This is a genomic window from Gemmiger formicilis, from assembly GCF_016900095.1.
Classification (GTDB): Bacteria; Bacillota; Clostridia; order Oscillospirales; family Ruminococcaceae; genus Gemmiger; species Gemmiger formicilis_A.
The window spans coordinates 41781-60597 of record NZ_JACJJP010000005.1; the positions used below are offsets into that span (position 1 = coordinate 41781).

At 48.9% G+C, this 18817-nt stretch carries 15 protein-coding genes; 5 read left to right on the top strand and 10 right to left on the bottom strand.

Annotation, left to right across the window (positions count from 1 at the left end; all coding sequences use genetic code 11):
* Positions 1-146: 146 nt before the first annotated feature.
* From H6B15_RS03785 to H6B15_RS03805, 5 genes are all read right to left on the bottom strand, one after another.
* Positions 147-1685 carry a TerB N-terminal domain-containing protein gene (locus tag H6B15_RS03785; protein ID WP_204646295.1) on the bottom strand — a complete coding sequence of 513 codons (1539 nt, stop codon included), beginning with the start codon at positions 1683-1685 and terminating at the stop codon, positions 147-149.
* A gap of 67 nt (positions 1686-1752) precedes the next feature.
* Positions 1753-2022, bottom strand: coding sequence for a GNAT family N-acetyltransferase (locus H6B15_RS03790; protein WP_204646297.1), 270 nt, complete (start codon positions 2020-2022; stop codon positions 1753-1755).
* A 97-nt stretch (positions 2023-2119) separates the two neighbouring features.
* On the bottom strand, positions 2120-3295 hold the full coding sequence (locus tag H6B15_RS03795; protein WP_204646299.1) for a tyrosine-type recombinase/integrase: 1176 nt from the start codon (positions 3293-3295) through the stop codon (positions 2120-2122).
* A gap of 205 nt (positions 3296-3500) precedes the next feature.
* Positions 3501-4592 carry a tyrosine-type recombinase/integrase gene (locus H6B15_RS03800; RefSeq protein WP_204646302.1) on the bottom strand — a complete coding sequence of 364 codons (1092 nt, stop codon included), beginning with the start codon at positions 4590-4592 and terminating at the stop codon, positions 3501-3503.
* Between the two features lie 97 nt (positions 4593-4689).
* The gene (locus tag H6B15_RS03805; RefSeq protein ID WP_204646304.1) at positions 4690-5757 is read right to left on the bottom strand and encodes an AAA family ATPase; all 1068 of its coding nucleotides are present in this window, start codon (positions 5755-5757) and stop codon (positions 4690-4692) included.
* Positions 5758-6558: 801 nt separating this feature from the next.
* Between H6B15_RS03805 and H6B15_RS03810 the strand changes: the two genes are divergently transcribed.
* Positions 6559-6840, top strand: coding sequence for a hypothetical protein (locus H6B15_RS03810; RefSeq protein ID WP_204646306.1), 282 nt, complete (start codon positions 6559-6561; stop codon positions 6838-6840).
* Positions 6821-7258, top strand: coding sequence for a YaiI/YqxD family protein (locus tag H6B15_RS03815; protein ID WP_204646308.1), 438 nt, complete (start codon positions 6821-6823; stop codon positions 7256-7258). Before H6B15_RS03810 ends, H6B15_RS03815 begins: the two co-directional genes overlap by 20 nt.
* 82 nt (positions 7259-7340) lie before the next feature.
* On the opposite strand, the gene H6B15_RS03820 is transcribed toward H6B15_RS03815, so the two are convergent.
* Both H6B15_RS03820 and H6B15_RS03825 read right to left on the bottom strand, forming a co-directional pair.
* A complete protein-coding gene (locus H6B15_RS03820) occupies positions 7341-12170 on the bottom strand; it encodes a hypothetical protein (protein ID WP_204646310.1) in 4830 nt (1609 codons plus the stop codon).
* Between the two features lie 198 nt (positions 12171-12368).
* Positions 12369-13466 (bottom strand): WYL domain-containing protein, encoded by a 1098-nt coding sequence (locus H6B15_RS03825; protein WP_204646311.1) that lies wholly within the window; start codon positions 13464-13466, stop codon positions 12369-12371.
* A 217-nt stretch (positions 13467-13683) separates the two neighbouring features.
* On the opposite strand from H6B15_RS03825, the gene H6B15_RS03830 reads away from it, so the two are divergent.
* From H6B15_RS03830 to H6B15_RS03840, 3 genes are all read left to right on the top strand, one after another.
* Entirely contained in the window at positions 13684-13857 is a 174-nt protein-coding gene (locus H6B15_RS03830) for a hypothetical protein (RefSeq protein WP_204646313.1), read from the top strand.
* A gap of 44 nt (positions 13858-13901) precedes the next feature.
* Entirely contained in the window at positions 13902-14234 is a 333-nt protein-coding gene (locus H6B15_RS03835) for a GIY-YIG nuclease family protein (protein WP_204646315.1), read from the top strand.
* A gap of 150 nt (positions 14235-14384) precedes the next feature.
* Positions 14385-16814 (top strand): tetratricopeptide repeat protein, encoded by a 2430-nt coding sequence (locus H6B15_RS03840; protein WP_204646317.1) that lies wholly within the window; start codon positions 14385-14387, stop codon positions 16812-16814.
* 48 nt (positions 16815-16862) lie between these two features.
* Here H6B15_RS03840 and H6B15_RS03845 read toward each other — a convergent pair whose 3' ends face one another.
* From H6B15_RS03845 to H6B15_RS03850, 3 genes are read right to left on the bottom strand one after another with little or no spacing between them, the layout of a single operon-like run.
* The gene (locus H6B15_RS03845) at positions 16863-18260 is read right to left on the bottom strand and encodes a hypothetical protein (RefSeq protein WP_204646319.1); all 1398 of its coding nucleotides are present in this window, start codon (positions 18258-18260) and stop codon (positions 16863-16865) included.
* Positions 18261-18281: 21 nt separating this feature from the next.
* Positions 18282-18476, bottom strand: coding sequence for a hypothetical protein (locus H6B15_RS15415; RefSeq protein WP_243424261.1), 195 nt, complete (start codon positions 18474-18476; stop codon positions 18282-18284).
* Positions 18430-18801 carry a hypothetical protein gene (locus H6B15_RS03850; protein ID WP_243424262.1) on the bottom strand — a complete coding sequence of 124 codons (372 nt, stop codon included), beginning with the start codon at positions 18799-18801 and terminating at the stop codon, positions 18430-18432. Before H6B15_RS03850 ends, H6B15_RS15415 begins: the two co-directional genes overlap by 47 nt.
* Between the last annotated feature and the right edge of the window lie 16 nt (positions 18802-18817).

Sequence of the window (18817 nt, forward strand, 5' to 3'; positions counted from 1 at the left end):
AAGTAGCTAGACAAGAATAAGTTGTGCATGGATTCTTACGCTACAATTCACGACGGATCCCGCATGAAATCGGGGGCCCCATAAATAAAATATCCCAGGAAGATATGTGAGAATATCTTCCTGGGCGTCTTACCACCTAAATGGCTTTATGTGGATTTGTTCCTTTTCGCTTCAATCTTATGAAGGCGAATCTCGAAATCTTTTGCGCTGTCATACATGCCGACTTTTTGATAATAATCGATTGCCTGATTGCAGATGTCTATGGCGGCAGCGTAGTCTTTCTGTTTTTCGTAGATGATTTGCAACCGTTTGAATGCAGGAATAATTCCATTAAAGGGACCAATCTTACTATACTGCTCGGCTAGTTCGGCCTTACTATATACGCCCTTTAATGCCTCCACCCTTTTTTGCTCGTCACGGATATGTGCTTCCTGTAGCGAGGAAAGGCTATTCAAATCCTCTTTACAATAAAAGATACATTGTTCAACATATTTGTCGTCCAATGCTCTAAAACGATAATAGAAGTTTTGTAACTGAATCAATGCAAAATGCCGGTCCAAGGCATTCTTGCTTGAAGCACGATACGTTTTTAAAAGTTCCTTTTCCGCGGCTTCATCAAAGCAGGGAACATTTATTGATTTTTTTGATTGTTGTTGCAGTTTTTGGTCGGGCGGTAAGGTACCGGTCTTGCGCATATCGGCGACAGCATTCTTTACTTCCGAATGGGCTTCTTCCAGAATATCATATCCGGCTTTTTTTAATTTGAAGCACTCGGTTAATAAGGGTACGTCAACACTTTGCTGGCCAATAGAAATATTTGCAAAAACGGGAATGCTCTGCCTGCGGAGCTTTTTCCATTCGGTGTGCGTCACATACTTATCGATGGGGAGCGTATCTTGTCCTAAGCGCTTTTTCATAACCACTGTGAGTTTTTCCAGAAAAAGATCGGGATATCTTTTGATATAATTCTGGTTTGAGAACTCAAAGGTTTTACACATGCGCATAAGATCCTGCGCAGTGAGAGGCTGAGACAATCCGTATTTGCACAAAAGGTAGAGATTGTCAGAAAAATTCACCTCGTAAGTCTTATCGAGGGACTGATAAAAACGAAGGGCCAGATCGGGCTCTTGCCGGGTTAAGCAGGTTAGAATGCTGGCGCATGCAGAATAATTTTGAAAGGAATTGTTGGAATAGACGTCACGAAGCTTTAAGATTACGTCAAAAGCGCGTTTGTAATCGCCTTCCAGCAGATGTCTTTCCAAACCATAATAGAAAAGAAACACATAGCCAATGTCAAAAGACCCTGAATAAGGATCTGCCAGAAACTTCCAGTATACGCCGCGCTGCTCTGGAGACAAATCAGCATAGGAAGGAAAATAAGGAGGTCTTACAATCTCCTTCGGATTGACATCCATCCGAACAGGTAAGCGAAGAGATATGAGGCTGGGTTCTTGTGTGGGAAAGGATGAAAAAGCGATACGCACACCATTGTAAATGTGAGAAGTCTGTTTTGCATGTGCATAATAGTTCTTTTGAGGTCCATCCGAAAACCAGAGAAGAGGCTGTACATCGGGATGGACGGTAATCGGTGCCTGGTAAGTTGCCAAGGATCGAGAGGGCCCCACTATGCCTGTAGTTGTTTGGGGTACCTTTTTCTTCTTAAAGAAAATATCAAAAATTCCCATTCAATCTCATCTTCCTTATCAAAAAGCTAAACTACAGGAAAAACGGGAAAACATGCCTCATCAAGTTTTACCCCAACAGATCCTGCTCCTCGGGATGAGTCTCAAACCAGTGTATGGCGTAGGAACAGGTAGGTTTGGCCTTGCGGCCATCCTGGCGCAGAGTATCGGCCACTGCGCGCAGAAGCTGTCCGGCAACCCCCTGCCCCCGCAGAGAACCGTCCACAAAGGTATGGTTGATGACAGCAATGTCCTCCTGTTCCGGGAAAGTTACTTCTGCCAGCAGTTTTCCCGTTTCATCCGTGGCAAAAATCCGGCCCGGTTCTTTGCAAAACTCCATAACAAACACCTCCAACTTCAGTGTAACAAAAAAGTCGGACAAGAGCAACAGCCATGCTCCTGCCGAGGCGGCAGGAACATGGCTGTTGCAGATTCGTTTATAGCCCCATCACCTTTCCCAGCTTTTCCTGTGCCTCTCGCTTGGTTTTATCAAAGGCATGGGCATAGATATCCAGTGTGGTACTGGGCTGGGAATGACCAAGCAGTCCTGCAACGGTGCGGACATCCACGCCCTGGGCAATGAGCAGGCTGGCGTTGGTATGGCGCAGGCTGTGGACAGATAAGTTTTGAGGCAACCCATTTTCTTTGAGAATTTTCTTGAATCGGAAGGTAAAGGTCGTGGGTACCATGGGATCGCCGCTCGGCTGCCGGAAGAGGTAATCTTCCTCCGTCAGGGTCTGCCCTTCTGCCTGTTCCATCTGCCAGGTACATTCCTGCTTCCACGCTTTCAACAGCTTGCACATCTCTTTACTGATGTACACCCTCCGGTTGCCGCTTGCAGTTTTTGGCTCCTTGGTAAAGATCTTCTGTCCGCTGAGTTTGACTACCGTCCGCTGCACATGGATGGTCCGGTGCCTCCAGTCAATGTCAGACCAGCGTAATCCGCAGGCTTCGCCGCGGCGCATCCCTGTGGCCAGTACCAGTTTGAAGTACACTTCATATTTCATGCTTTGTGTTTCCAGAGCGGCAATCAGCTTCTGCACCGTTTCCTCGTCGGCCACCGGGCGCTCCTTGCGCACGCCTTTAGGTTTGTACACCCGCCAGGCTGGGTTATGGGTCAGGTAGCCTTCATCCACGGCACCGGACAAGATGCTGCACAGTGTGTTGTGCAGTCCCTCCACCGACCGTTCCGATAGCGGCTGTCCATCCGTCAGTTTAGGCTCTGAGCGCATGGCTTCGTAGAAGGCACGGATGGTTTCCTTGCGCAGATCGGTCAGTTTGTAATGCCCCAGTGCTGGCAGGATGCGCCGGATATCCTGCTGGTCACGGGAATAGGTACTGGCTGCCAGCTTGCCTGGGGCGATATCCCGCAGCCAGTGTTCGGTATACGCTGCCAGCGTCATGGCATGGTTCACGGGTTGTGGGTCATGCCGTACTTCCCGCTCGAACAGAACAGCCTGTTCGTTCAGCCATTTTTTGCACTGGCCGGGCGTGAGATCTTTCGGTGGATGTACTGTTTTCTGTGCAGCTTTCAGCCGGTTCCCTTCGTAATCGTAGCCGCGGGATACTACGATGAGATAACTGTTTTGCCCTCGTTTTCGGATGCTTGCCATTTTGACCACTCCTTTGTGTGTATTGACACAAAGGATACCAACCTCTGCGATACAAAGCTATCACCAAACCCAACGAAGAACGGCCACGATACTTGTGCAAACCGGGCAAAACACCAAAAGTTTGCAAACATAACTAATAGTGAGGATTCTCCCAAAAGGGAAAATCCTCACTGTGGGTGTGCCGGACAAACAGAAGTATTGGTGTTCATTCATCCAGGGCGGCACAGTATTCTTCCTCTGCCGGCTCCAGCAGAGAATCAAACAACCCGGCAGCCTCCTCTTTGCAGATATCCTGCGGATGGCAGTAGGTTCGTTCCAGAAAGGCGGTATCTGCGTGTCCCAGCAGGTCGGCTGCCACCTGCTTGCTGGTTCCGTGTTCCAGCAGATAGGTGGCAAAGAAATGCCGCATGGTATGCAGGTGGTATTCCTCGGGAAAACCGTTCCGGTCATACAGATGCCGCAGGTGACGGCTGAAGCTGTCAGGATGAATCGGCCTCCCCTTACGCTGGAAAATCAACCCGTTCCAGTCAGCCCCGTTGTTTTCCAGAGCCTGCTCAGTGAACAGCTCTCCCAGATCGTCGAAGACGATCTGCGGCATGACCACGATGCGGGTGCGGTGGTTCTTGGTGTCACTTTCCAGTACGCCCTGCCCTACCACAGTGCTGCGGGAATGTTGGATCTTCACCTGATTCCCGCCGTGCAGATCACACCACCGAAGGGCACACAGCTCACCGCGGCGCAGACCGGTGGAGAGGGCCATCAGGTAATACACTCTATAAAGCAGCGGCTCCTGCAGAATGCACTGCAGGAGCTTTCGCATCTCCCATTGTTGGGGAATGCGTTGCTGAGGTTTTTCCACCCGTACTTTTTCAACCCGATGGGCAGGATTATAGAGCAGGATGTCATTTTTCGCTGCGTCCTGCAGCACAGCGGAAACGGCATCCAGATATTTATGTACGGTGTTTTCGCTCAGAGGCTTGCCGCCCCGCCCCGGCCGCTTGCGCAGTTCTTCTGCAAATTCCTCCAGGACCATGGGACGGATCTTGCAGAGCGGCAAACCGCCAATGAAAGGGTATGCCAGCTCCAGCATTTTTCGGTAACCGGCCAGCGTACAGGCTTTGTATCGCTTGGCTGCCCTGTCCAGCCAATGCTCCGCGTAGGCCTCGAACTTGGTGTTTTCACTTTCGTCGATGCCGGTGCGGAATCGTTTTTCCAGGCGCTCAGCCTCCGCATAGACATACTGCCTGATGCTGCGCTTTGGAATCTCCTTGGGGACATCAATGGTGCGCGCCTGCATCCGTTTTTTCCCTGTTGTAGTGTAGCCATTACAAACTGTAATTTTATACTTTCTTTCTCCGCGTTGTTGAATATAGGCCATGTTTGCCCCTCCTTCCTTAAGATGCCTGTGACGTCAGTGACGGTGATGACGGTTGTGACGGTTGCGACGAAACATCCGGTATTTCAAATCCTGTGTCAGAAGCGTCACAACCGTCATTCTCGTCATGCGGACGGCAGCAAAGCTGCAGAAGGCGCTGCTTGCTGGTACGCCGGGTACTCACTAAAATACCATACCTTGCCAGTTCCTCTTCATGGCTCTGCAGGTACCGGGACAGCTGAGCCGGCCCCCATAAGTTTCCCTCGTCCCCCAGCCGGGCTGTCAATTCGGTGGCAGTACCGGAAAACGGCTTGTCGGCCAACAAACGCTGCAGAGCGGACAGGAGCTGAAGCATCTGCAGCTGCTCCGGTGAGCAGCCTCGGCTCCAGCGGCAGTCGGAAAAGTCCAGCGTCAGTTCCATATCTTCGATATCCCGTCCGGTGGCTGACATCGTAGCCGTCCCTTCCTGGCGTTTTCGGCGGTCGAGAACGATTGATCCGTCGGCGGCACCGTTCAGCCCGTTCGTTCCCGACATCTGCTTGAAAGGATCCTCATCCTTCAGTTTGCGCAGATGGTGTACAACCACCATACAGATATCGTTCCGGTCTGCCACCGCTTTCAAAGCCGAGGCATCCCGGTAGTCGATGCTGTAGGAGGGGGTGGCACTGGTTGCCTCCCGGATTTTTTGCAGCGTGTCAATGACGACCAACTTGACGGCCGGGTGTTCAGCCAGCATCTGATCCAGTTGCTGCTCCAGTCCGTGACCAATCAAATGCGCATGGGTGCAAAGATACAGACCGGCGGGAGCCTCCTCGGTCAGCCGCAATGCGCGGATATGCAGCCGCCGAGGACCGTCCTCCAAAGAGATGTAAAGAACTTCGTTCCGCTTGGTCTCGAACCCCAGAAAGGGCTCTCCACGGCATACAGCCAGGCAAAGCTGCAGTGCCAGCCAGCTTTTTCCCACTTTTGGCGAACCACCCAGGAAATACAACCCGGGTGCCAGCAGATCTTCCACCACCCAAGGGATGGGTTCGATAGGCTGTTTGTAGAGTTCCTGAAGCGTATAGGTGTTTAATGTGTCCTGCATTTTCATGCCTCCTTTTGTTGCAGCAGGTACGGGGTTTGGGGAGAGTCCCCAAATTTGTGTTTGGATATCCAAACGCTATGCTAGCAAAACCGTCTGCCAGCAGGTTGGGGGCCTTTGGGCCCCTTTTCCTTCCCCGCCGGTGGGAAAAAGCCGGTGAGAAAGTGAATCATGCTATGATTCACTTTCCTGGGCTTTCCCTCGTCACGTGAAAAAAGTGAATCATGCTATGATTCACTTTTTCTGAAAAGCAGCTGTTCTTGTGAATCTTATTAAGATTCACACCTGCCTGGTTCAATCAGACAGTGAATCTTAATAAGATTCACTGCCCCCTTGTTTACCAGCTTAATGCGCAAATAGGAAATAAACCTTACGATTTAAACAAGGATTCATAAAGAATTTACAGATGGCATGACAAACACTCTGTTTTGCAGCCACCCATAATCAGCCTATCAGCTAAATATGCCATATCCTGGCATATTTAAAAAATGTTCTCAGAAAGTTCATAATAGAAAAGCTGCTTTGCTGGGAGCATAACAGAAAAACCTAACAACTTTTGTTACATTAAAAAAAGATTTTTTGCACTATCTCCTTTTGCGCTACTATCATAGCAGGCAAACCTCGCAACTTTTGCGATATTTATCTCATTTTTTTGAAAAAAGGAGGAAAAGAAAGATAAAACTGCTACAATACAAACAAAAAGCCGCCGATCAACGGCGGCATAGACTTGCGATACCCATTATAGGACTTGCGTTGTGCTACAATGTATGTATAGAAAAGCAGATGGTCAGGAGGATGGCTGCCATGAAAGACTGGGATTTCGGCTATTTTGGCAAGGGAATTGACGGGTACGTTCACTATATGCAGGCATTTCATCGAAATTTCCCGAAAAGTTCCAAGCATTCCGAAGCAAAACGGGTGGAGCAGAAGCCGCACAATGTACATCCCAGGGAAGAGGGGGGACTTGCTGCAGAGCCTGGCCGAACTGGGAGGGCTGTTCATGATCATTGTGATTCTTCTCGGTATTTTGTCGCTCATGCAGTAACGGAACAGAAAGGAAATCAGGATGCCAACGATTTTGATTGACGCAGACGGTTGCCCGGTGGTGGACCTGACGGTGCGAATTGGCCGGGCCCACGGGATGCCGGTGAAAATCCTCTGTGATACGGCCCATCGCATCGAGCGGGAAGGTGCTGAGACGCTGGTCTTTGACAAGGGAGTTGACAGCGTGGACTTTGCCCTGGTCAACCGGGTGCAGCCGGGAGATATTGTCATCACCCAGGACTATGGGCTTGCCTGTATCTGCCTGGCTCGGCGGGCCAGAGTGCTCAACCAAAACGGGCTGGAGTACACGACCCAGAACATTGACGGTCTGCTGGCCCGTCGGCATGAAAACAAAAAGCTCCTCCGTGCCGGCAAGCACCCGAAAGGGCCAGCCAAACGCACGAGGGAGCAGGATGAGAATTTTGCAGGATTGTTGGAAAAGATAATGAGTAAATATTGATTTACTTAAAAAGTGTTTCTTACAGGTGTGCAGGGTAAATGATTTTTTAAAATAGACGGAGATATAAAAAGCACACGCAAGACTAAAAGGTCAACTTACCAACATAACTTTCCCCATTATAGGAAATGACGCGGACCTTGATGAGGTTCGAATCTTTTTCTTGGATAAGCTTCTTCCGCTTTTGTTTATTGATTGATTTTATAACTATGGGGTAGCATTCTTCTCCACGGATGAAAACGCCGGAAGCGGAATCGGTGTTAACGGATTTCAGTTTTACTTCCACGATAGATCCATTGGCAATAACAGGGGCGGTATCTGTAGTAAGTTCAGCCGACTGCAATTTTGGCGGATTATGTTCTTCGGCGGAATGAGAAGAACCTTCCAGTAATTCTGCTAAGGTACCAGACTTGCTGGCACTGAAAAAAGAAACTTGATATTCAACGCTCGTGGTATTGCAAGAAGAATTGAGAATCACACAGGGAAGTTTTGGCTTTTGACATAGCTGCCTCACGACTTCTTCAATGCCGCCATAATATCGAATCTCGTCCTTCGGAAAACGCATCAAGTCGTTGTCTACAGAGACACCAGCACGGGAGCCATTGACCGTGCCGTTAATCCATTTCCCGTTGGACGATTTTTCACCATCCTTAAAGCAGGCAGCTGCACCACGAGGGAGGCTCTCTATACGAGGAGAACTGACTTCTTTCGTGTTTGTTGAGGTGCTGGCAAAGGAAATTTTTGGGTAGACCTCTGCGCGGGCGCGCTGTAAAACTTCCTGGACGTTTAGGGATTCGCCAGAGCTCAAATCCGCAGAACCATAGGAAAGTGCAACGGTAGTTGTAACACTAAAGCCCATTATAAAAGCAACTTTGTGCCCAAGCTGGTTCGTGCTAAGAGAACTGGACGAATTCCGTCCAATGCGCATCCGTACTGGTTCGGATGACCATACCTGAGGATCGTAGATTTCAAAATTCGCATTAGACTGATTCAGACAGTTACTGAAATGAGCGTGCACGATAACCGGGCGTGCATTTTGCAAATCCATATCTGCAACCATTTCTTCTTCTGTTCTACAAGCGGTCACATCAAACAGTTGTCCCATTTCTGTTTTATCAACCAGAAGATCCCTTGTACGCTCAATATTGCACCGACGTCGATCAAAGTCACCTGCGGCATCATATTGTGTGATACGCTGTATTAATCTTTTCAATTCATCGCGGGAAGAAAGGTTTCCGGATTTGATGGAAAGAAGCAGTAAAACTCTGCGATAATAATAGGGCTCCGGATTTCGATTGCTGCGGAACTGATCTTCCATTTCAACCCAACTTGCCGATGTAACAAGACCGCGTTCAATGGGAACGTTGAGGTGCTTGGACAATAGCATCCAATAGTGGAACATTTGGCTGCGCAGTCTGTAATCAGCATAGTTGTTAATATCGTAAGGCTTTTGTAGAAGGATGGTAATGTCTTCCAGGATCTTCTGGGCATTTTTGAGATTCCGGTAGAATGGTGTGGAAGGCGATTTGCTTCTGGCTTGATCAATCAAAGTGAAAATCAAATTGCGTAGAGCAATACCGTATCCGACTATATCTTCAGTTGCACGAAGAGAATCCACCTTGCTTTGATAGTACTCCACAGCCTGTTGATAGCTACCGAATAGAATTTGGGACTGGAATCTGCTTTTATAGTCCCGAATTTTCGCGTCTGCAATATCGCCCAAATCCGTGTAGGAGGCTGCCTCCTGAGCTGCACTTATGAACTCGGACTGAAATTCCCGCGTGGTGGGATCCATTTTGGAAAGATCTTCAGCAGAACGGATACCGCGGATCCGGTATAAAAATTCCAGATATTTGAATAGAAGTTCCAGCTTGCTGGGATAACCGTAGTCTGGACTTCCGAAGCGAATAGTGTCGTCAAAATATCCGCACGCATCCTTCACATCGGTTTGAATGGCATTGCGAGCGGATGTGTCCCAATTATTTTCTTCTATGTGAAATTGCTCGTTCAATTTGTCCAGCAGGGAGCAACCCGCCATATGGTAAATATTGGGGTCTTCATCGGGCATATATGCTATAGCGTTGCAAAAACATTCGTAGGCTTTTGCATGATTATGTGCACCGCGGCTGTACATACGTCCTAAATGGGCATAAGAATGGGAAACAAGCCGTTGCGTCAGTTGCTGGACTCTGTCTGGACGAGAAGGGTTATCGGTTTGCTCTTTAAAAAAGCGGATGGCAAAAGGTTCAAATTTTTCTGCAAGATGCTGCATGAGCATACGCTGATTTTCCGGAACATTGATTTCAATCATGAGGGCAGAGAGGTACTGATCTTGAGCCGTGGAACTGGGGGCTTTATTCTGAATTAAAATTGAAATCAGAAGATCCATCAAATTTTCGGAAAGCTGTTGCCCCATATCAGCGATATGATCAATGAGACTATAGCTTAAATCATACAACGCGTTGGGAATGTTGTCATGAGATTTGTAATACTTTTCGCAATATAACTCAAAATAGCGCTGACTGAGCAGATGATGCATAAACCGATAGCAAACAGCGCCCGAAATTTGGAGGTCAGTAGTGATCAGGCTGCTGGCTGCAGGAACCAGTGTCAGAAAATCCTGGCGAATATCAAGATTCAACAGCTTCCGGACCAAAGTGAAGGGAACGTTTTTGTAACCATAGCGGTCGCAGATGGCTATGAATGCCAGAACATCGGCATAGCGTCTTTCAGTACAACCGTTCAGTGCCTTATACACATACTCGTCGATGGAAAAATCCTTCTCCTTATAATAAAGGCCGATAATGAAAGGCGTGCGCATTTTTCCATGAATATCTCTGTCGAAGTTCCCGTCCTTGGCGCGCAAAATATCTTCCGGAAGGGAACTTACACTGCGGTATCGCTCTTTGAGAACTTGAATGTCCTTGTCTGGTATGGAAGCAAAAAACTCACAGTTTGCCTGTGGATAATTCCGTAAAATGCTGTTGTCACTCCGGCAGGCGGCAACAAGAACACAACGCCGTTCCAGCCGGCAGACTGCTTCACACAAATTGCTGAAATAAGGTAATGTATCATCGGCAAGCAGAATAATTGGGGATTTTTGTAGTACGACATCATATAGATGTTCAATTTGTGATTTAAAAGACTTTTGGTTATATGTACGAACTTCCAGAACGGCATAGTCGGTATGTAAGTCCCACACAAGCTGACGAGCCAAAGTGGTACCTCCGATACCTGCTGTATGATTTATAAAAAATAGACGCTTTTGGGGAATTTCTTGCGTCTGTCCTAACAAGCTGCGCATTTTTTGTTTCATCTTGTCAAAATCAACAGATTTGCGCAGACACGGGATAGTTTGATTGGCAATCGTATTCCAGGATGCGGTTGCGCCGGAATAAAATTTCTGACGCAGTTCTTCGGAGTGGTCACTGCCCTCTTGTTCACAATTGTCATATAGAGCAAAGAAATCTGCTGCCAAGTTGTTTCTCTCATTTTCGGAGAGAGAAATAGGGCCGTTGAACCCCGGCAAAGAAAATGTGGTATCTAAAGATTCACGAGGGTGCCAATAATTTTTGTTCTCGTAAAATGCTTTGTAAAACAAGGAAATGGGGGATAATTGATAACAAAAATGCTTCTGCATATCATCTCCGTCATCAAGATACTCGCTTTCCAGAATTTTTTCTTTGTTCGTGTTGGAAAGTCCGACCCATGTTATAAAGTAGTCTTTTGTTTTTAGAGTTTCGGATGTGAAAGCTTCGATGATACATTTGGTTAGAGAATAGTTGTCGGTTAAGACAACGACATGGATCATACGTTCACGCTTCTTGGCTTCGAGGAAAAGTTGGATAAAAACTTCTTTCATCCAATTATAACATTGGATTTTTGAGGAGGTACCGGGAAGCCCTTTTAAGAACGATATATAGGAGGGAATGGAAGGTCCTTTGGGGGAAGGCACAAAATTATAGTTCTGATATTCGCCGCAACGGTACCATAGTGTTTGATCTACAGGAAGTCCATCCAGATTGTTGGCAATATCACGATACAGGACTTCCTTCAGGATTCTATTGTGATTGACGGTGCTTAACAATCCTCCACAATCGGAATATCCGTCAAAATCAATGACAAGATTCCACGGAAGATTGGCAACGGCCTCCCGATAATCTCGGCGAATATCGTGTACAGAGTCGGTGATTAGGATGGAGGTAGTGTCGTTGAAGGAAAAGCTGCATGGCGGCATCAAAAATTTGTCATAGCAAAAGCCTTCGATCGAAGAAGTGATATTGAGATCAAAAGTCGGGAGGGTATCGCAATAATCGGAATCCAGAAATATTAGCATTTCCCGGATGACATTATAACAACGTAACGCGGATAAACACAGGGTCCCTCGGGCAGCATGAACCAACTTGGAACGTGCACTGCGTTCAAAAAGCAGTGCATAAAAATCAATGGAAAAGGTACCAACCTCGTCGCGGAGGACTTTCGTGATAATTTCAGTCATCTTCCATACGTCAGCAGTACAATCAATCCAAGTCTTATTGCCATTTCCACTTGTATTGTAACTAATTCCGTGCCGACTCAGAAGAAAACCATCCGGAGTGTTAGGACCTATAGAATACATGGACAGGATAAGCTTTACCAAAGCATCTGACATCACAAAATAAGGGGCTTTGGCGCTATTAGCAAAGTCAAGATTGTTTTGAAAATCCTGTGCGATGTCAAAGTATGTTTTTGAAGCGTCACTCGTTTGGCTTAGCTCCTCCTCAATTGTTTTGATACCCAACTCGAGTTCTGTTTTGAGCAACGCACTATAGTGCTCAAAGGAATGCTGGTACCAACGGGCAATATTTTGTACGTGTTGGTGATATTCCTTTTTAAGCGTAGCGTTCTTTTCAATTTCATCACAAAATTTGAGCATGGAATTTTCACCTTCTTGTTATATGTTTTGGCTACAGAACAGCAGAAAAATACAAGCTTATGAGGAAAACGCAAAAACAATGGCTGTGAAAAGTGCAAAAAACTATTAGCTTTGCCATATAGTTATTGTAGCACCAATTCGAAAGGAGGACAACATTGAATGTAAAACGGAAAATTGAGGAGGAAGGCACCGCGTGCCTTATTTCAGATACTGTTCCAGCGCCGCTTTGAAATAAGCCTGAATTTCTCTGGCAAAAGATTGGGGTGCCAGGATTTTGGCGTCCGCACCAAACCGGATAAAGTAGCTCCGGGCCTGGAATTGGCTGCAATGAAATACATAGATGTGATCGGGCAGTTTTCGAACATAGCGGGGCCGTCTGTAGAGGATGCGGCGGTAGAGATCTTCTCCGTTTTCGGTGAGCTGAACACGGATTTCCGAAGGAGACTCCGAGGAAGAAAGAAATTCGATATCTTTGCGGCGTATTTCTCCTTCCAGCCTTTTTTGCAGCAAAGCCCATTCCTTTTCCGGTAAATTTTGCTCGGTACAGTTCTGAACCTGTGCCAAAGAAGTCAACCGCGTCGCTTTTGGAAGATAATCACCGGACTTTGAAATTTGGTACCCCACCAGATAGTTGTAACGCTGCTCCCGGTCGGATTGAATACGGAAAGGCAGCAAGGTATAGGTCCGGCGCGATTTATGGAGTGTGACAAAAAGGGCAGTGCGCTGTTCAATAGCGTTTCGGATGTCTTTGAGCATCGTATTGTAAAAGATGAGTTCGCGTTGCTGGTCCGGAAGCAATGCGTATTCCTCCAGAAGTATTTTGATCTCAACACTGACACTGTCCTGCGCAGAGGCAATCTTGAGCGGAAGCAGATATTCCTCAAAATAGGATAAGAGCGCGCTCTGAGCCCGGACGGTCAGTCGTATGTAATAAGAGTCGCCGCGCGTTTGCCGCCAGCCTGTGCGCAAGGCAAGAAAGAGATCAAGCGTGTGATTGTGCAGTATCGAAAGGACGTCTTTTTGATCGGATAAAAGGGTGTCAAATTCCTGCTGCCGCTGTTTCATTTGTCTCATGGCCGGAGGGGTCTGGTCCAGAAAGCCTATGAGCAGATGATTGACTACGGCGGAAGGAAGCCGATGATTTTCCCAGGCGCGGTCCAGCTGTTTGAAGTCACAGCAACGGAACGTGTCGGCATCCTGCATCAGGACCTCGTAAGCGCGGGAACTCAGGTTCAAGTGCAGCTTGTTTTCCACCACGGCGTTGCCTTGACTTTGCTGAAGATCGAAAAATGTCATTTGCCTCACTCCCTATTATTCCGATATTGGAATAAAATATATAAAATTATAAAACAAAAATAACGAAATTGCAATTTATTTTATTAAAATCTGGAATAAAAATATGGTATATTTATCACTTTTTTTATTCCGAATGAAATGATAAAATAAAAACAGACACCGGGGATCCGATGGGCGGATCTGGAAAACGGCGGAAATTCAGGAAGGAGAGATAAGGATGGATCCGAATACGATTGCATCATGGGGCAGCCTGGGCTGCCTGCTGGGAGGGGCGCTGGCGGAGATCAGCGATTCTTCCGCAGTAAAAGGAAGCGCGGTAGGAACGTTGGCAGGTCTTGGCGTAGGGGTACTCTGTGAAGTTTCCCAAAGCCTGGATCTGGATGACGAGTGATTCCGGCAGGAAAAACATCTTGTGGACAAGGAGGAACGGCGACAATGGCAATTTATAAAGTGGGACGTCCGATGAAGTACAATCCTTGTACGGGTGCGGGACACAAACCGCCCCAAAGTCCCGGAGAATACCGGATGCGCGACAAGACAGGGCAGATCTTTTACATAGGGGAAACCAACAATCTGGCCCGGCGGACAGGAGAGCACAGGCGCAGCGGAAAGCTGCCAACGGACGGCAGTGCTACCTTGGAGTACAAAATAGCGGATGGCCGTTCCAGTTCCCGCACACGGCGCGAACACGAGCAGCACTCCATCCGCAAGCACAGTCCTACCCAAAACAAATCCAAAGGAGGTGAAGGGCGTCTGGCCCGGCGTTAAAACGGAAAAATGAATGAAAAAGCGGCGGTTTCGCCGCTTTTTTTGTTGGTGCAGGATACCGATGGATTCCTCTGTGTGATATACTGGGTATAAAGACGCAAGGCCGATGGATGGAGGCTCTCAGAAGAGCAAGAATCTGCGGAGGAAACCATGAAACAAAGCGATGTTACATATATATGTCAGTTGGTTAGGAACAAACAGTATGAAGAGGCCGTGATCTGTTGCAGTCGGTACAAAAGGACGGCCTTTACGCAGAAGATGCTGGCTCTGGCTTATGGTGGATTGCAGATGGTGCCGGAAAAAAATCAGGCCTACGAATGGGTGCGGAAGTGCTATGAAGCCCATGCAGAGGATGGAACCGGAAAGATATACCGTTTGCTGGGGGATTTATACGGGAATCAGGAGACGCCCTTTTATAGCCCGGCAAAGCAATTCTCTTGTTACGAGAAAGCCCGCGACAGCGGGGATGAGCAGGCAATCTGGAAGTTGGCTTGGTGCTATGCCTGTGGCAGAGGATGTCTGCCGGACGGCAAAAAAGCGTTTGCCGAGATACAGGTCGAAGTGGCACAAAACCCGGAGCTCGAAATTTATCTTGGCATTTTCTATGATTATGGCATTGGTGTGAGACGCGACCATAAACGGGCTGTTGCCATTTACACAAAGTTCTTGGACAGCGAGCAGCAGAGAATACAGAAACTGGCCCAATTCCATTTGGGAATCTGCTATTATCATGGCGCAGGCGTGAGAAAAAGCCTGGAAAAAGCGGCAAGCTTTTTTAAAAAATGCAGCGATACTTTTCCGGTAGCTGATTTATATAAAAAAATCATCGAAACGGAAAACAGCGAAGCGGCCTGCGGGGTAGGGATAATTTATTCGACCGGAGATGACGAGGAAGGGATTCCACAAGATTTTGCCCGGGCTTGTGAGATGTGGGAAAAGGCATACCAAATGAGTCGGGATCCTGAGTATGCTGTCCTGATGGGGCAAGTGTACCTGAAAGGAACAGGAAAACGTCAGGACTTTGCAAAGGCAAGACAGTGGTTTCAGCAGGCAGATACCGAAGCGGCCCGCTTGTTTTTGGGAATCATGGCCTATTATGGCTGCGGGAAAGCGAAAAATCTGCATAAAGCTGTTAAAATTTTCCGCGCAGCGTTATGGCAAGAAAATGATGTGGCGCGCTTTTTTCTGGCACTGTGTTATCTGCGTGGCGAAGGGGTAAGCCGGAACAGACAAGAGGCTTACAAACTGCTGACAAATGCGCAAGGCGACGAAAAAGATTCTTTTTTTACCCGGGTATGCTGCGGTGTGGCAGCACTGATGATTCTGGAAAGGCCGGAACTGTATTCTCAAAAGGTACAAGCGCTGCAAACGCTGAAACGGCTAGGAAACTTCGAAGTGGTGTGGGAAGCAGACAGAGAGTATATTGAGAGAACAAAAGCATCGCCGGAAGTAATCCGAACGATCATTAACCTGTTGCTGGATGGGATTCGCGGGACATTTATGCCCGGACCATTCTATAAGGCATATGGCAGTCTTCATAATTTTAGTGACTTTCAGAAAGTGTGTATAAGAGGCTTGTCGCTGCGTTCCATAAAAGATCTTCATTCTCTGCATAAATACGCAGAACAAGAGACCACTGCCGATAAGGAACAGCGGGAACAAACGCTGCTGCAGAAACAGATTCTGCAAGGAACACAGATCCTGCAGGGACAACTGCAGCAGGGACTGCAGACACTGACCCGTGTTGAAAAAAAGGTGGATGCAATACCAGACCAGATCGTAAAACGGCTTGCAGAGGAAATGCAGAACCACGTGGAAGCTTTGAACCGGGAACTGCCGGGACTGCCGCCACAGCAGCAGGAGGAAAAAATCTCGCTTTTTGTGCAGCGGCAGAGTGATCGGGTATACAGCGAACTGGAACAGCAGGCAGATCTCTGCGTGCAGCGAGAACGGCTGCATCTGCGGGAACTGTTTGGAAAACACTGGGATAAACTGGAGAAGAGCTCGCAGAACGGGCTGGTCTCGACCGCCGTTTTGTGGAGCCGGCTGGAATGCATTCAGGAAAAGGAATTTGACTTCCGTGGCGTCTGTATTACGGCGGTTTCCGCATTGGAGCAGGAACTGGGCAAGCACCTCTTTTTTGGGTTTCAGTATAGGCTCAAAGAACAAGAAAAAGTTGCGTATGAAGTATGGCCAAAAGTGCTGCGATTTGAAAATAAGAACGGCTCCTGGGAACCAAACCGCAGATTTACGCTGGGAATGTTGCCCTACCTTTTTCAAGCGGATGACGGCGAAGAGAAGCGGAGCTGGCTGCGGGAGTATCTGGCCTCGATTGTGGCTGAATGTTACCAGGAGGACCCCCTGCAGCCTTTTGTAGGGAAAAAGGAAGGGGAGAGAAGTCTTTTGGAGCGGTGCGAGGAAGTCCGCAAACGCTACCGGAATCCTTCGGCGCATAGCGGGAATATCAGCAAAAAGAAAGCACAGGAGTGTTACATAGAGGTCATTGGCAGGCGGGAGGCACTGCAGGATCAGAAAGAGATTACGGGACTGTTGCTTCAATTTATGAAAATACTTCGCTGAAACGCACAGATAAGCCCCCATGGATTTTCCATGGGGGCTGTTTTCTGTTCAAAAATTGTGGTACAGTCTGTCGATCTCGTCCAGTTCGGCCTGCAGGCGGCTGTCCAGTTCCTTTTCCACGAATTCCCGTTTGATGCGGGCCATGAAGCGCAGATCGGTGCACAAGTGGGCCACAGAACAGAGCAGCGTGCCCAGGTCCAGGTTTCTGGGGTTTTGTGTAATGCCGGCGCGGATGACCGAGCTGGTGGAGGCAAGCAGGCTGGAAATCAGAAGGATCTTGCGGGTGCGGACCTGGTACAGGGCGGGGTCTTCCTCCTCTTGGCGGAAAAGTCCGTGCACCAGACCGATGATCATATCGATGACCAGCGAGACGGCGAAAGAAGCCCCGGCGATTTTGGCGTCCCGGGAAAAGCACAGAGAATCGTATTGGCTTTTATACAAAGAAGCGGCTGAGTCCTCTTTGAAGGCGGCCAGCAGCGGCACAGGCAGTCCCACTTTGGTATAGCGGTCGGATTTCAGGTGCTGGGCCTGGGCGAAAAGGGCGGCCGGCAGGTTGAGGGGATCTTCCCGGATCATATCGAAGCTTTCGGTGCCCAGCGTCCACAGGCTGACCGGTTCGGGCAGGATCCGAAGCTTGGGCACTCTTGCCACACGAAAAGTCTGGAAGGTGTTCAACGTGATGGTGTCAGTCAGAATATTGGCGGTTCCGAAAATCCAGCCCAGCACAGGATCATGCCCCAGCGTGTACAGCCGGTGATAGGCGCCGCCCATATTGATTCCCAGGGCGGGCGAACCCACGGTGGTATCATAGGGCGGGGTCTGGTACAGCAGGTTGATCCAGTATCCCGTCGGGTGCCTGTTCAGATTTTTGTCCCGGAAATCATCGTTGGCTGCCCGATGAGCGTCCTCGATGGATTTGTCATTGTGGGGCAGCCGCTGAGAAGGATCAAAACGTTCTCCGTAGCCGAAATGTTTGGCAACGTAGGGGAAAAGCAGGGTCTTGGTTATCTGCAGCGCGGTGGCAATTGCCAGAAAGGCAAGGTCGGTGCAATTTACAATGCCAGTCTTCTGCGCGAAGCGTGCGTTGATTTCGTCCAGTTCCCGGAAGGAAGCCTCGATCTCCTCGGGGGAAAGGATGTCTTCCAGAACGATCTCCCCGGGAACGGCGTTCTCTGCCTCGGAAACCAGACTTTCCCAACTCCGGGCCTGGGGCTGATGCTCCAGCGGACGTTCCCGTGCGGCTTTGGCAGCCTGCGCTGCCGCGGCCGTCTCGGAAGAACGCCCCAGGGACGCCAGCAGCGCTTCGCTGGCGGCGATATTGGCGTCGGTCTCGGAGCGGGTCCGGGCCAGAGCCGGGTCATTTTGCAGCTGACGGGAGAGGTCCAGGTTGTATTTCAGAACTTTGTTTCGTTCCAGCTCCTCTTTGCTGTATCGGAAAGTACTCATTATGCCACCGAATGGAAAAAGTTACTGCATACCCAGGTCATGTTTCAGATCGTTGATGGCCGCCTGCAGGGTAATGTTCAGCGCATTGAGATAGTCCATGCGCTCTTTGTCCGCCTTGGATTCATCCCGCAGTGCCTTGATGATTTCCGACTGTGCTTTGACGGCGTTTTTATAGCAGAGTTCCTTGGCGTCCTTCAGTTTTTTTGTTCTTGACATTGGCGGCGATCCCCACCCCGGCGGCGCCCAGGACCACGGCGGGGGCTGCCAGAACGGCGACCCCGGCGGCCATACCGCCGCCCACAACGGCGCCCGCAGCAGCCAACCCGCTGGTAATGCCGGCAGCGCTCAATCCCACGACCGAACCGCCGAAGAAGAGGGCAGCAAAACTGGCAACACCGCCGACGCCCACACCCAGGGCACCGGCCAGCACTTCGGGAATGGCCGATTGGGAGATGGTGCGGGATTTGTCGTGGATGGCGGCGTTCGCTTCGTCAATGACCTTGTTCACCTGTTTCAGGGAATCCAGACTGGGGAACAACATCTTTTTTTGCTTTTTA